This window comes from Dactylosporangium vinaceum (assembly GCF_019904175.1).
GTDB classification, from domain to species: domain Bacteria; phylum Actinomycetota; class Actinomycetes; order Mycobacteriales; family Micromonosporaceae; genus Dactylosporangium; species Dactylosporangium vinaceum.
Window position 1 is genome coordinate 9,337,744 of sequence record NZ_CP061913.1, and the last position, 13,837, is coordinate 9,351,580.

A 13,837-nucleotide genomic window follows, 5' to 3' on the forward strand; every position below is an offset into this window, starting at 1 on the left:
GTCCCACCGTCGCCCGGGCCGGTCCCACCGCATTAGCCCTCACCAGGGTGGCGGGGTTTTGTCGTACCCGGCGGTTAGGGTGGGGTCATGGCAGTCGTGAAGATCAACGCGATCGAAATCCCCGAGGGTGCCGGCCCGGAGCTGGAGCGGCGGTTCGGCGCGCGCCACGGTGCGGTCGAGGGTCAGCCCGGCTTCCTGGGCTTCGAGCTGCTCCGCCCGGTCGCGGGTGAGACGCGCTACTTCGTCTACACGAAGTGGGAGTCCGAGGAGGCGTTCCAGGCGTGGTCCAACGGCGCGGCCAAGGAGGCCCACGCCGGCGAGCGGAGCCGCCCGGTGGCCAGCGGATCGAGCCTCCTGGAGTTCGAGGTCGTCCAGCACGCGGACCCACAGGTCTGACCATGCGCCGATTCGTCCTTTTCCCCGGCCGTCACCATCTGCTGACCCGCTTCCAAGGGGCCTATCTGCGCGGCCTTGCCAAGGGCGAAAACCTCGGCGTCAGTACGTCAAGTGCTCCGCCGCCCCCAGCCGCTCGACAATCGCCGGGCGAGGACCCCACCGGGCCGGCGACGATCGTCTGGGCGGTGACGAGCGCCAACCACCAGAACACGAAGCGCAACCCCGTCGCCTACGACCGCCGCGAGGCCGCGATCGAGCGCTTCAGCGTGCAGGAGGATCTCCGCTCCCTGGTGGTCCCCGTGTTCGACACCGCGCCGACGGACCGCTTCGCCGAGGTGACCATCAAGAGCGTCGAGTCCGTCCTCGGGCACCACCTGACCCCGCAGGACACCGTCGTGGCGTGCTCGACCCCTGAGGTCGCCGCGCTCTACGAGGCCCTCGGCTTCACCATCGCGCTTGTCGAGGCCGACCCTGCCGCCGCGACCACGCCTGAGCGGCCGTGGGACGTGCTGCTGCGGCTGGCGGGCGGTGACCCCGGCTGGCGGGAGCAGGCACACCCGGCGACGCTTGACGTGTACGACCGCTATCGGCTCGAAGAACAGATCTCGCTCGTCGTCAACGATCCGGTGGTCGGTGACGAGGGTGGCCTGACCGCGACGCGGGACTACCGGACCTACGCGGAGGCGTTCGAGGCCAGCGCCGCACGCAAGTGGGATCTGGTCAAGCGGCATGTGCGGCCCGGCCGGATCGTCGACGTCGGCTGCGGCGCCGGGGCGGTGCTGGGGCTGGCCGACCGCGAGCCGGCCCTGCGCGAGAGCGACCTGATCGGGGTCGAGGTCGCCCGCCACCTCTACGAGGAGTGCGTGCACCGCAAGGCCCAGGGCTGGTTCGCCAATCCCAACGTGTACTTCTACTGCCGCAACGTCCTCGGCGGCGCCGTCTTCCCGCCCCGCTCGATCGACACCACGCTGACGTTCGCGCTCACCCACGAGATCTGGTCCTACGGCCACCGCATGGACTCGCTGCGCGCCTTCGCCCAGGCCATCTACGACCACACCGTCCCCGGTGGCGTCTGGATCAACTCCGACGTCTGCGGCCCGGACAACCGCGAGCGCCGGGTCCGCCTGAGCCTGCAGGGCGCGCCCGCCCCGGCCGGCCCGATCGACAGCCTCGACCGCGCCGCGATCGCCGCCCACGTCGAGTCGCTCTCCACCCGGGCCCGGCTCGACCGCTTCGCCGCCGACTTCCACTTCCCGGTGCCGTACAAGGACCTCGACGACCCGGCCGACCCGGGCGCCGTCGAGATCGCGCTGTCCGACGCCATGGAGTTCCTGACCCACAAGGACTACCCCGACAACTGGCTCTCGGAGGCCCACGAGCAGTTCTGCGGCCTCGAGTTCGCCGACTGGAAGGCCCTGCTGACCGACATCGGCTTCGAGGTCGACCCGGCCTCCCACTCGTGGCGCAACGACTGGATCGTCGAGCACCGCATCAGCCCCTACGCCCAACTGTCCACACTCGACGGCCGCGAACTCGCCTGGCCGGACACCCACGTCCTCCTCGTCGCCCGCCGCCCCCTCAACACCTGAGCACCAGCCCGCCCACACCAGCCACCTCACCCACACCAGCCACGTCACCGACACAAGCCACGCTCAGCCACCAGCCGCGTCACCCGCACCAGCCACCTCGCCCGCATCACCCACCTCGCCCGCATCAGCCACCTGCCCGTGCGCATCACCCACTTGCCCGTTCGCGACGCCTGCCCGTCCGACTCCGACGACGCCCCGAGCGGCTGCCGGGGGGACTTGCCGAGCCACCGGGCCGCCCGATCACCACGTGTCGCCCGGCTCGACCACGCCGTGCGGCACCTGAGCCGCAAGGCGATCCGCGCGCCACACGCGGCTGGTGAGCGGTGGGCCCCGGCGGGGTAGGGATCTGCGGGCGCGGCCGATCCGTCGACGGGCACCTGACCAGAGTCTGGAGCACATCGTGAAGGCGTTGCAGTATTCCGAGTACGGGCCGTCGAGCGTCCTGCACGTCGTCGACGTGCCGGAGCCGCAGCCGGGAGCCGGGCGCATCCGGGTCGCGGTGCGGGCGGTCGGCGTGAACCCGTTCGACTGGAAGGTCCGCAGCGGGGCGTTCGGCGACACGACACCCAGCCGGCTGCCGGTGATCCCGCACTCCGACGTGGCCGGAGTGGTCGACGCGGTCGGCGACGGTGTCCAGGGCGTCGCGGTCGGTGACCACGTGTTCGGTGTCGCCGTCGGTGGCGGGGCGGCGGAGTTCGCCGTGCTGAAGGAGTGGGCGCAGATGCCGGTGGACATGTCGTTCGAGGAGGCGGCCGGCCTGCCGAACGTGGTCGAGACGGCCGGGCGCGCGCTGGGCCTGCTCGGCCTGGAGAAGGGCCAGACCGTGCTCGTGAACGGCGCGGCCGGCGGCGTCGGCATCGCCGCGGTCCAGCTCGCCGTCTCCCGCGGCGCCACGGTCATCGGCACCGCGAGCGAGCGCAACCACGACTTCGTGCGCCGGCTGGGTGCAACCCCCGTCACGTACGGTCCGGGCCTGCCCGAACGCGTCCGCGCCCTGGCCGAGACCGGCGAGGACGGCGCCGGCCGTGGCGGCGTCGACCTGGCCCTGGACACCGCCGGCCGCGGAGCCGTCGAGGAGCTCGTCACCCTGACCCCGACCCCGGCCGACGTGGTGAGCATCGCCGACTTCGAGGCCCCCAAGTTCGGCGCCCGCGTCACCGACGGCTCCGAGGGCCGCGCGTACGAAACCCTCAACGAGGCCGCGATCCTCTACTCCGAGGGCCAGTTCACCATGCCTGTCGAGCGCACGTTCCCCCTGGCCGAAGCCGCCGCAGCCCACGACCTGAGCGAGTCCGGCCACGTACGCGGCAAGGTCGTCATCACCCTCTAGTCCCCCGTCACCCGCCCCCGAGCCGTCGGAGCAGGCGCTTCCCGGGCCGCACGCACTCGCCTCGGTGCGGACCCGGGTCGGCACCGCGCGCCCGGGCAGCGTTGTTCGCGCGCGGCTGGGCCGGTGGCCGCGCAGCTGCGGAAGTCGAGCCAGGGCCGGCACCTCGCGCCCAGGCAGCGTTACGCGCGCAGGCGGACCGGTGGCGAGGCAGCGGCCGGGGTCGAGCCGGCGGCGAGGCAGCGATCGGGGTCGGGTCGGGGTCGGCACCTCGCGCCCGGGCGGCGTTGCGCGCGGGCGGACCGGCGGCGAGGCAGTGGCCGGGATCGGGTCGGGTCGCGCCGGTGGGTGGCAGTGGTCGGGGCGGGGGGTCAGGTTTCGAGGTGGACCGGGGTGGGGGTGGCGCGTTTGCATTCGCGGTTGTCGCCCGAGCTGCGGCCCAGGATGTGGCGGCCCGCCCAGGGGAGCATGTGGCGGCGGATCCAGGAGAGCTCGGCGGCCACGGCCCGGTGGCGGGGGCGGCGGACGGGAGGCGGGAGGGCGGCGTTCCAGGAGTCGTCGAAGCCGTCGAGGCCCAGGGCGTAGGCGAGGGCGTGGCCGATTCGCTCGTGGCCGGCGCTGTTGGCGTGCAGGCGGTCGTCGCTCCAGAGGCGGGGGTCGGAGGCTACCGGGTACGCGCCCAGGTCCAGCAGGATCGCCCCGCTCTGCGCGGTCACCTCGCGGATGGCGTCGTTCAGGGCCAGGACGCGGCCGCGTACCGGTTTGGCCAGCGGCATCACCGGGGCCGGGTCGGGCAGGGTGAAGGTGAGTACCGTGGCGCCCGCCCTGACCAGTGACTGCTGCATCATGAAGATGCCGGCGGACACCGCCTGCAGGTCGAAGGAGCCGCGCAGGATGTCGTTCATGCCGGCGACGACAGTGGCCAGGTCCGGCTTCAGGGCCAGGGCCGGCTCCAGCTGCTCGGCCTGGATCCGGGCCGTCGTGCGGCCGCGGACGGCCAGGTTGGCGTACTCCAGCGGGGCCGGGCGCTGGGCTCGGGCGACGTGCTCGGCGAAGCGGTCGGCCCAGCCGCGGTAGCCGCCGTTGCCGTCCGGGTCGTCCATGCCTTCGGTGGTGCTGTCCCCCACTGCCACATACCGGCGGTACGCCCGGGTCATGACGTGCGCATTTCGTAGGCGGTGCGGGCCGACTCGACGGCCGCCAGGTGCTGGCGCGCCCACTCGCGGCAGGCGTCCATCGCGGGCAGGAGCGTCCGGCCCAGGTCCGTGATCGTGTACTCCACCCGGGGCGGGTTCTCGGCATACGCGTGGCGGCTGATCATGCCGTCGCGCTCCAGGGCTCGCAGGGTTTCGGCCAGGACCTTGGCCGAGACCCGGCGCATCGGGATGCGCAGTTCGTTGAAGCGGCGCGGGTGGCCGTCGCGCAGGCAGGTGAGGACCAGGCCGGCCCACTTGTCGCCGATCTGGAACGGGGTGACTGACGACGGGCAGGCCGGGTCGAACAGGTCCGGCGGTAGCGGGGCGGGCATCCGGTCACGGTAACGCGGAACCCGACCCCGGCGCTGTGACGCAGGAGCCACTGGACGGCGGTTACGTTGCGGTTACCGCCGGGGTCGGTTCTACGGTCCGGGCATGAACTCAGTGGTGGTGTTCGGAGCGGGTGGGCGGGCCGGGCGGGCGATCCTGGCCGAGGCGCAGCGGCGCGGCGTCGCGGCGACCGCCGTGGTGCGGGATGTAGCGAAGTATCCGGATGTCCCGACGGCGGTGGCCGGCGACGCCACGGATGCCGAGGCCGTCGCCGCGGTGGCGCAGGGGCACACGGCCGCGATCGTCGCCGTCTATGCGGCGGAGGTCGGGCCGGCGGACCACGTCCGCAACGCCGAGGCACTGCTGGCCGGGCTCGAGCGGGCCGGGGTACACAAACTGCTGCTCGTGGGTTTGGCAACCACGCTGCGGGCCGGGCCGGACGCGCCGCGGATCTTCGAGGCGGAAGGGTTCAATGCCGAGTGGCTCGCGTTCTCGCAGGGGCGGGCGGGCGAGCTGGCGGTGCTGGAGCGGTACTCGGGGGCGGTCGACTGGGTGGTCGTCACGCCGCCGATGGCGCTCGTCGAGGGTGACGATCCGGGGTACCGGGTCCAGGATCTCGGCGGGCCGCTGACGTATGCGGGGCTCGCCAACGCGCTCCTGGAGGAGGTCGCCGCGGACCGTCACCATCGCGTCCAGGTCGGTGTGTCAGGACAGGAGGGCTACACCGACTTCTGATAGGACCTGAACGTCCGCGACGACAGCAGCAACAGGGCGATGGCCAGCAGCGCGAGGCCGCCGCCGTACTGCAGGGTGCGGGGCCAGTCGGGGGTGCCGGCCAGGGCCGGCCGGCACGCCTCGAGGGCCCAGTTGACCGGGTTGCCCCGGGCGATCGCCTGCATCCAGCCGGGCATCAGGCCGGGCACCATGAACGCCGAGGACAGGAACGTGAGCGGCAGGAGCAGCAGGGTGTTGAGCCCGATGATCGACTCGCGCTGCCGGACCAGCATGCCGGCGATGTTCGACAGCGTGCTGAAGACCACCGCGAGCAGGGCCGCGCCGGCGAGCAGCAGGAGCACGCCGGAACCGGTGAACTCCGCCCCGGCGGCCAGGCCCAGCAGCACGATGGCCACGGCCTGGAAGGTGACGCTCAGGGTGGTCTCGATGACCACGGCGTCGAGGATCGCGCCGCGGCGGGCCGGGGTGGCCAGGAAGCGGTTCATGGTGCCGCGGTCGATCTCCTCGAGGACGCCCATGCCGGACCACATGCTCGACGAGACGGCGGTCATCACCACGACCCCCGGGATGAGGTACGTCAGGTAGTTGCCGGAGCCGAAGCCGGGCAGCTCGACGATCCGGCGGAAGAGGTTGCCGAAGAGGAACAGCCAGATCACCGGCTGGATCAGGGTCGCGAGCAGGAACGCGGGCTGGCGGACGAACACCTTCAGGCGGCGGCCGGTCAGGTACATCAGGTTCATGCCGCCACCTCCGCAAGCTCCGGCGACGGCCTGAACTCCGAGCTGCGACACTGATGAGCGGCCACTCCGCTGCGCTCCGTACCGCTCATGCCGCCACCTCCAGGCGACGGCCCGCGTGCTTGAGGTACACGTCGTCGAGGCTCGGCCGCGCGACGGTCACTGTCGCCACGCCCAGGCCGCGGGACTCCAGCGCCGCGAGCGCGCCCGGCACCGCGGCCGCACCGTCGTCGGCCCGGGCCGAGAGGCGCCGGCCGTCGACCGTGAGCTCGCGCAGCCCGGGGAGGTGCAGCGGGCTCTTCGGGGGGTCCAGGAGCTCGATGAGTACCGAATCACCGCGCAGTTCGCCTTTGAGGTGATCCGGCGTGCCCTCGGCGACGACCTTCCCGCCGTCCACGATGGCGAGCCGGTCGGCCAGCCGGTCCGCCTCGTCGAGATAGTGCGTGGTGAGCAGGATGGCGATCCCCTCCAGGCTCCTGATCTCGCGCCACAGCACGGCGCGGCCCTCGGGGTCCAGGCCCGTCGTCGGCTCGTCCAGGAACAGGACCGCGGGCCTGTGGATCAGGCCCATGGCGACGTCGAGGCGGCGCTGCATGCCGCCGGACCAGCCGCGGGTCAGCCGGTTCGCGGCGGCGGTGAGGTCGAAGCGCTCCAGCAGCTCGTCGACACGGCGGCGCAGGGGGGTACCGCGCAGTCCGAACAGCCGGCCCTGAAGGGTGAGGTTGTCGCGGCCGGTGGCGGCCGGGTCGAGCCCGGAGCGCTGGGCGACGACGCCTATCACCCGGCGGACGCGTGCGGGGTCCTTCGCGACGTCGTGGCCCATGACCTCGGCGCGGCCGGAGTCGGCCCGGGCCAGCGTGGTCAGGATCTTGACGGTGGTCGACTTGCCGGCGCCGTTCGGGCCGAGCAGGCCGAGGATCTCTCCCGCCTCGACGTGCAGCGAGAGGTGGTCGAGGGCGCGGACGCCCTTCGGATAGGACTTGACGAGGTCGCGCGCCATTACGGCAGCGGACATGACGGTCTCCCGTTCGGTCGGGCCGAGCCCGCGGGAGTTCGCTATCCTGGCGGTTGCTGACACCGGCCGGCTTCGTTCCCGCGGATTCGGTTGAGGTCGTTCCCGGGTCGTGGTGTTCCCGCACCGCGACCCGGGTTTCTGCTAGTCGTGCCCCTCTTCGTGAAGACGGCGCCACATGTCGACACCGGACAGGGTGCCGTCCTCGATCTCGGCGACGAGACCGCGGACATAGTCGGCCTCGGCCCGCAGCAGTTGCAGTCCGAACTCGGCCTCGATGGTGAAGATCCGCGGTACGGCGCCGTGCGTGGCCGTGAGCTGCGCCTCCTCGGCCGCGATCTGGTGCGCGAGGATCTCCGCGCGCTTGTGCAGCAGGTATGCGGCCTCGTCGGGCGGCAGGACGCCGAGGACGGACAGGGCCGCCCGCAGCCTGGGGTACTCCCGCTCGGGGGCGCCCACCAGCTCCCGCAGCCAGTCCGCGCACTCGTCGCGGCCGGCTTCGGTGAGCGAGTACACCGTGCGCTCCGGGCGTTTGCCTTCTCGCGTGGTCTCGGCCGCCCGGATGAAGCCGTGCTTCTCGAGGTTGCCGACCACGGTGTAGAGCGAACCCCATTGGATCTTGAAGTCCTGCTCCTTGCCGCGGCCGCGCATCTCGGCCGCGATCTCGTACGGGTGCATCGGCCGCTGGTGCAGGGTGGCCAGGATGTGCAGCGCGAGCAGGTTGCCGACCTTGCGCCGTCTGGCCATGCTCACCCCCGCACACGAGTACTCGCCGACGAGTATAGGCACATACTCGTCGGCGAGTAAACGTCAAACAGGGCTCACGCCCCCGCGGCGAACGCCTGGAACTGGTCGGCGACGCTCGTGAGGTCCTCCTGCTCCGACGTGGAGGAGCCGGTCGACACCAGCCAGCGCCGCTGGGCCGGCACGAACGCGACCTTGATCGACGAGCCGTCCTCCCGCCACAGCTCGGCCGTGGTGTTGTCCTCGTCGAGCCGCCCGATGAAGTGGCGGATGTCGTCACCCGTCGGGTGGTGCGCCAGGGAGCCGTCCTCGGTGGTCATGCGCGGCACCGGCACCCGCAGCAGCCGCCGTGGCTGCCAGAGCGCCGCGGGCTGATGGCGCCCGGGCCGCTGGAAACAGAGCAGTTCGCACTCGTCGGCCAGCTTGTGGATGAAGTGGAGCGTCTCCCCCGGCGCGTCGCGGTGCAGCGCCAGCAGGACGTGCGTGTCGGTTCCGAAGACCGGCTCCGCCCACAATGCCGGATCGACCCCCGCCCGCACCTCGCGATTGAAGCGCTCCACCCCCGGATCGACGATCGCCCATCCGACGTCGCCGCGCCGCAACGCCTCGTACCGGTCGACACCCTGGTCAACCGTGATCGGCCGAGCTTCGTACCAGACACCAGCCTCGATCAACTCCGCCATGGAAAACCACCGTACGGAACCGTGAGAAACCCGTGCAACTCAGCCACGCAGGGTGCCGCCTCCATCACCCCTTTCCTGTTTCACCCTCAGTGATCGGCATTCTGCGCTATGTGGCGCTCGAGGACCACCTCGACAAGCCCGCCCGCCGCATGCGTGGTGATGATCAGCGGCCCACCCGTATCGCCTGGTAGATCGAGGATGACCGCGGTGAGCGGCAGCACCGCGACCCGCCCGTGGGCGGTCAGCCGCCCGGCCGGCTCGGCCCGTGCACCGGCGATGTCGGACCACAGGACCGTCACGGACGGGTGACGCTTCCGCAGCGGCCATCGTGGCTGAAACATCAAGCCGTCGTCACCAGGAGTAATCACTATCGGGACGCCGCCACCGAAAAGGAGCGCGACCGCCGCGCCCAGCTCCCAGATCAGCGCCGCCCGATCCATCGGCATTCGGCCGCACCAGCGCAGTGCACCGGAAGCCTCTGCGGCCGGCTGCCGCCGCCGCGCCCGCCGCCGGGCGAGCAGCACCGCAGTGCCGACGCCGACGCCGAGCCCGGCGAATCCCAGCGCGGCCGGCCGGCGCCCGAGCAGCGGCAGTGCGATGGGCACCGCGGCGGCGAGCACCAGCCACCAGCCGCGCCCCCGCACCCCGTCAAGGCTACGCGGAGGGACGAACATCACGCCGCCACGCAGCCGCGACCGCCGCGAACAGGCATGATGTGGCATGCCCTCCGCGCGCCTGCCCCGGCTGCTCACGGTGGCCACAGCCGTGATCCTGGCCGCCACCGCCTGCGGTGACCGGCCGGACCCGCCCGCCTCCGCGCCGCAGTTCGCCTCGGCGTCGCCGGCCCCGTCGTCCGCCTCCCCTGCGCCGTCACCCTCGCCGTCGACGCCGCCGGCCGGCGCCGCCCCGGTGGCGATCCCGGCCGGCGTGACAGCGGGGATCGTCGTCTACGACCGGGAAGCATCGGCATTCGTACTGCAGCAGAAGGGCGACTGGCGCTTCCGCTCGGCGTCGCTGGTGAAACTGCTGATCGCGCTCGACTACTTCTGGGACAGGGGCCCGGACTACTCGGTGCCGGGGCCCGACCAGCCGAAACTGCAGATCATGCTGCGCAGCAGTGACGACGCGGCGGCGACCGGGCTGTGGAAGGCCGACGGGCAGCGCGAGATCGTCAACCGGATGGTCAAGCGGCTCGGGCTGCACGACACCGAGCCGCCGCCGGTGAGCCAGCCGGGGTACTGGGGGTACACGGCGGTGAGCGCGGGCGATCTGGTGCGGGTGTACCAGTACATCCTGGACCGGGCGCCGGCCGCCGAGCGGGAGTTCATCATGGGCAACCTGCACCAGACGACGAAGTGCGGCACCGACCACTACGACCAGTCGTTCGGCATCCCGAGCGTGTTCAAGGCACCGCGGGCGGCGAAGCAGGGCTGGTCCGGGTTCGGCGACAACCCCGCGACCCCCTGCGTGGCCACCGCCGGCTACCCGGGCACCTCCGGTGCGTTCGTGCCGGCCGCCGCCCCGAACAAGCCCGACATGATGGGTGAGGTGCTGCACACGACCGGGACGGTGGGCGAGCACGACAGGTACATCGTCGCCGTGCTCTCGGTACACCCGGACGGATCGCAGTTCGCCAGAGCGGCCGCGAACCTCACGAGGATCGTCCGGGCCCTGCCGCTGCCGGACTCGACCAAACTCGTGTAGAGAAGCGGCGGGCGGCTCCGACCGTGTGCTGACAGCTTTCCTCGGAAGGGATATCGCCATGAAATACCTGCTGCTCATCCACATGAACCCGGACATCTGGTCGACCCTCACCCAGGCCGACATCGACGAGGTGATGACCGGGCACGACCAGTTCATCAAGCACATCACCGAGACCGGCGAGCTCATCCGCACCGACGCTCTCGCCGAGCCCGAGCAGAGCGCGGTCGTGCGGGTCCGCCAGGGGGCGCCAGCCGTGACCGACGGGCCGTACGTCGAGGCCAAGGAGTTTCTCGCCGGCTTCTACTTCGTCGAGTGCGAGACGAAGGAGCGCGCCTGCGAGCTGGCCGCGATGATCCCGGACGCGAAGTGGAACGCGATCGAGGTCCGCGCGATCGTGCACACCCAGGAGAAGTAACGCAGCGCGAGCGGGTGGTGGCCGATCCGTCATGGGGCGGATCGGCCGAACCGGTTTTGTCGGGGGTGGTCCGTAGAATCGCGGCCATGGAGAACGCACTCGATGTGTTGCGCAGGGTGTTCGGCTACGACGAGTTCCGCGGCAGCCAGCAGGACATCATCGAGCACGTGATCAACGGCGGCGACGCCCTGGTGCTCATGCCGACCGGCGGCGGCAAGTCGCTGTGTTACCAGATCCCGGCGATCGTCCGGCCCGGCACGGCGGTGGTCATCTCCCCGCTCATCGCCCTCATGCAGAACCAGGTCGACGCGCTGCGCGAGGTCGGCGTCAAGGCCGGGTTCATCAACTCCACGCTCGACTACGACATGCGGCGCACCGTCGAGGCCCAGTTCGTCGGCGGCGAGCTCGACCTGCTCTACCTGGCGCCGGAGGCCCTCGCGTCCCAGGGCACGATGCGTCTGCTGGAGCGGGGCAGGATAGGCCTGTTCGCGATCGATGAGGCGCACTGCGTCTCCCAGTGGGGGCACGACTTCCGGCCCGACTACCTCAACCTGTCGATGCTGCACGAGCGCTGGCCCGACGTGCCGCGGATCGCGCTGACGGCGACCGCCACGAGCGCGACGCACAAGGAGATCGCGACCCGCCTGGGGCTCGACGGCGCGCGCCACTTCGTCTCGAGCTTCGACCGGCCGAACATCCAGTACCGGATCGTCGGCAAGCAGGAGCCGCGCCGCCAGCTCCTCGACTTCCTGCGCGGCGAGCACCGCAACGAGGCCGGCATCGTCTACTGCCTGTCCCGCAACTCGGTCGAGAAGATCGCCGAGTTCCTCAAGGCCAACGGCATCCCGGCCCTGCCCTACCACGCCGGCCTCGACGCGCGCACCCGCGCGACGAACCAGGACCGCTTCCTCAAGGAGGACGGCCTGGTCATGGTGGCGACGATCGCGTTCGGCATGGGCATCGACAAGCCCGACGTCCGCTTCGTGGCCCACCTCGACCTGCCGAAGTCCATCGAGGGCTACTACCAGGAGACCGGCCGCGCGGGCCGCGACGGCGAGCCCTCGGTCGCGTGGCTGGCCTACGGGCTGCAGGACGTCGTCCAGCAGCGCAAGATGATCGAGACCTCCGAGGGCGACGCCGCCCACCGCCGCAACCTCGGCCAGCACCTCGACGCCATGCTCGCCCTGTGCGAAACCGTTCAGTGCCGCCGCGTCCAGCTCCTCGCCTACTTCGGCCAGGATCTCGGCAAGCCCTGCGACAACTGCGACACCTGCCTGGCACCCCCGGAGTCCTGGGACGGCACCGTCGCCGCCCAGAAACTGCTCTCGACGGTGTACCGCCTGGAGCGCGAACGCAACCAGAAGTTCGGCGCGGGCCAGTGCATCGACATCCTGCTCGGCAAGAAGACCGACAAGGTTGTCCAGTGGCACCATGACGAGCTGTCAGTCTTCGGCGTCGGCGCGGACCTCCGCGACACCGAGTGGCGCGCCGTCATCCGCCAGCTCCTGGCCCAGGGCCTGCTCTCCGTCGAAGGCGACTACGGCACCCTGGTCCTGACCGACGCCAGCAGCGAGGTCCTCGGCCGCCGCCGCACCGTCATGCTCCGCCGCGAACCCGACCGCCCCGTCTCCACCGCGAAGGCCGCCAAGACCGCCCGCGCCGAGGCCGCCGCCACCATGCCCGCCGAAGCCGCCCCGGTCTTCGAACACCTCCGAGCCTGGCGCGCCGCCACGGCCAAGGAACAGTCCGTCCCCGCCTACGTCATCTTCCACGACGCCACCCTCCGCCAGATCGCCGCCGAACGCCCCCGCACGCTGAGCCAGCTCTCCTCGATCAGCGGGGTGGGCGAGAGCAAACTGGCCAAGTTCGGCCAGCCGATTCTGGACGCCCTGGCCGAACTCGACGCCTGACCCCGCACCACCCGCAACCACTCGCCACCCGGGGCGGCCCTGACTGCCCGCCCCGGCCGACGCCCCCGCCCGCCTGCATCCACCACCGGCCCGCCTCGCCCCCGCACACACCATCACCCGCCGTGGCCGCCGCCGCCGTGGCCGCCGTAGCTCGTAGCCGTGGGCGCCGTGGCCGTTGTTCTTGGCCATGGCTGTGGCTCGCAGCCGCCGTGGCTCGCAGCCGTGGCCGCCGTGGCCGTTGCTCTTGGCCATCGCCGTGGCCGTGGCCGCCGTGCTCGCAGCGCCGTGGCTCGCAGCCGCAGTGGCCCGTAGCCGTGGGCGCCGTGGCCGTGGCCGTGGCCGTGGCCGTGGCCGTGGTGACGCTGCTGGCCGGCGTCAGTCGGTGCCGCCCCACCTCGGTGCCGGCCGCCGGTCCGCCTCCGTTGGCTTACATCGAGCGTTGTGAGCCGACCGCTGCGGTCCGACCGTGCCCGCCTGGACGCGCCACCCCCGGGAGCGCCATACCGCCCATCGGCCGCCTCGCCCGCGCGCACCGACACTCGCGATCAGTCGGCGCCCACCTTGATGCCCGACCCCGCCTGATGTGCGCCCGATCGGTCCTGGCGAGGCCCACTTCGCCTGGCCTGCATCGAGCACTGCGTGGCCGACCGCTACAGTCCGCTGTCTCCGATCCGAACCGCTCAACCGCCACCGGCCCCGGCCCCGCATCGGTCGCTGTGCACGCCTGGCCGCACGACCATCCGCGCGCATTGCCCGGGCGCACAGTCATCGGTCCGGCCTTGAGTGCATGCGACGACGGTGTCATCTCGGCTGAGTTCCTTGGCGTCGCCCTACCAGTGGCCAGTAGCCGGTTCGCATTCGTACATCATCCGCGCTGATCTGATGGCTGCTGTGCACGAGTTGGCGCTGTGGCTGGCGCTCTGTCCGACGCCGGCTTGCCGCGCCTCGGCTTGGTCGTCGGCACCGTCGGCGCCGTCGGGCGGAGCGCACGACACCTCGGCCGGCTGCCGTCGTTGCTGCGGAGCGGCTGCCAGAGCGCCGGGCATGGGCGGGAGTGGT

At 71.7% G+C, this 13,837-nt stretch carries 14 protein-coding genes; 7 read left to right on the forward strand and 7 right to left on the reverse strand.

Annotation, left to right across the window (positions count from 1 at the left end):
- Positions 1–87: 87 nt before the first annotated feature.
- The 3 genes from Dvina_RS41695 to Dvina_RS41705 all read left to right on the forward strand — a co-directional run bounded on the left by Dvina_RS41695 (position 88) and on the right by Dvina_RS41705 (position 3,315).
- The gene (locus tag Dvina_RS41695) at positions 88–396 is read left to right on the forward strand and encodes an antibiotic biosynthesis monooxygenase family protein (RefSeq protein WP_223095785.1); all 309 of its coding nucleotides are present in this window, start codon (positions 88–90) and stop codon (positions 394–396) included.
- 185 nt (positions 397–581) lie between these two features.
- Positions 582–1,985 carry a class I SAM-dependent methyltransferase gene (locus Dvina_RS41700; RefSeq protein WP_246655657.1) on the forward strand — a complete coding sequence of 468 codons (1,404 nt, stop codon included), beginning with the start codon at positions 582–584 and terminating at the stop codon, positions 1,983–1,985.
- Between the two features lie 400 nt (positions 1,986–2,385).
- Positions 2,386–3,315: an NADP-dependent oxidoreductase gene (locus Dvina_RS41705; protein WP_223095789.1), complete on the forward strand. Its 930-nt coding sequence runs from the start codon at positions 2,386–2,388 to the stop codon at positions 3,313–3,315.
- A 368-nt stretch (positions 3,316–3,683) separates the two neighbouring features.
- Here the strand turns inward: Dvina_RS41705 and Dvina_RS41710 are convergent, their stop codons facing one another.
- Positions 3,684–4,445 carry an SGNH/GDSL hydrolase family protein gene (locus tag Dvina_RS41710; protein WP_246655658.1) on the reverse strand — a complete coding sequence of 254 codons (762 nt, stop codon included), beginning with the start codon at positions 4,443–4,445 and terminating at the stop codon, positions 3,684–3,686.
- 20 nt (positions 4,446–4,465) lie between these two features.
- On the reverse strand, positions 4,466–4,840 hold the full coding sequence (locus Dvina_RS41715; protein WP_223095793.1) for a winged helix-turn-helix transcriptional regulator: 375 nt from the start codon (positions 4,838–4,840) through the stop codon (positions 4,466–4,468).
- A gap of 103 nt (positions 4,841–4,943) precedes the next feature.
- Here Dvina_RS41715 and Dvina_RS41720 point away from each other — a divergent pair, with 103 nt between their 5' ends.
- On the forward strand, positions 4,944–5,573 hold the full coding sequence (locus tag Dvina_RS41720) for an NAD(P)-dependent oxidoreductase (RefSeq protein ID WP_223095795.1): 630 nt from the start codon (positions 4,944–4,946) through the stop codon (positions 5,571–5,573).
- Here the strand turns inward: Dvina_RS41720 and Dvina_RS41725 are convergent.
- The 5 genes from Dvina_RS41725 to Dvina_RS41745 form a co-directional block, all read right to left on the reverse strand.
- Positions 5,558–6,313, reverse strand: a complete 756-nt coding sequence (locus Dvina_RS41725; RefSeq protein WP_223095797.1) for an ABC transporter permease — start codon at positions 6,311–6,313, stop codon at positions 5,558–5,560. The genes Dvina_RS41720 and Dvina_RS41725 overlap by 16 nt on opposite strands.
- Positions 6,314–6,398: 85 nt before the next feature.
- Positions 6,399–7,325: an ABC transporter ATP-binding protein gene (locus Dvina_RS41730; protein ID WP_223095799.1), complete on the reverse strand. Its 927-nt coding sequence runs from the start codon at positions 7,323–7,325 to the stop codon at positions 6,399–6,401.
- 141 nt (positions 7,326–7,466) lie between these two features.
- The gene (locus Dvina_RS41735; protein ID WP_223095801.1) at positions 7,467–8,069 is read right to left on the reverse strand and encodes a PadR family transcriptional regulator; all 603 of its coding nucleotides are present in this window, start codon (positions 8,067–8,069) and stop codon (positions 7,467–7,469) included.
- Positions 8,070–8,143: 74 nt separating this feature from the next.
- The gene (locus Dvina_RS41740; protein ID WP_223095803.1) at positions 8,144–8,749 is read right to left on the reverse strand and encodes a hypothetical protein; all 606 of its coding nucleotides are present in this window, start codon (positions 8,747–8,749) and stop codon (positions 8,144–8,146) included.
- Positions 8,750–8,835: 86 nt separating this feature from the next.
- Positions 8,836–9,369: a hypothetical protein gene (locus Dvina_RS41745; RefSeq protein ID WP_223095808.1), complete on the reverse strand. Its 534-nt coding sequence runs from the start codon at positions 9,367–9,369 to the stop codon at positions 8,836–8,838.
- A 100-nt stretch (positions 9,370–9,469) separates the two neighbouring features.
- On the opposite strand from Dvina_RS41745, the gene Dvina_RS41750 reads away from it, so the two are divergent.
- The 3 genes from Dvina_RS41750 (at position 9,470) to recQ (ending at position 12,778) form a co-directional block, all read left to right on the forward strand.
- Positions 9,470–10,453: a hypothetical protein gene (locus Dvina_RS41750; protein ID WP_223095810.1), complete on the forward strand. Its 984-nt coding sequence runs from the start codon at positions 9,470–9,472 to the stop codon at positions 10,451–10,453.
- Between the two features lie 58 nt (positions 10,454–10,511).
- Entirely contained in the window at positions 10,512–10,868 is a 357-nt protein-coding gene (locus tag Dvina_RS41755; protein WP_223095812.1) for a YciI family protein, read from the forward strand.
- Between the two features lie 86 nt (positions 10,869–10,954).
- A complete protein-coding gene (gene recQ, locus Dvina_RS41760; protein ID WP_223095814.1) occupies positions 10,955–12,778 on the forward strand; it encodes a DNA helicase RecQ in 1,824 nt (607 codons plus the stop codon).
- Positions 12,779–13,837: the final 1,059 nt, after the last annotated feature.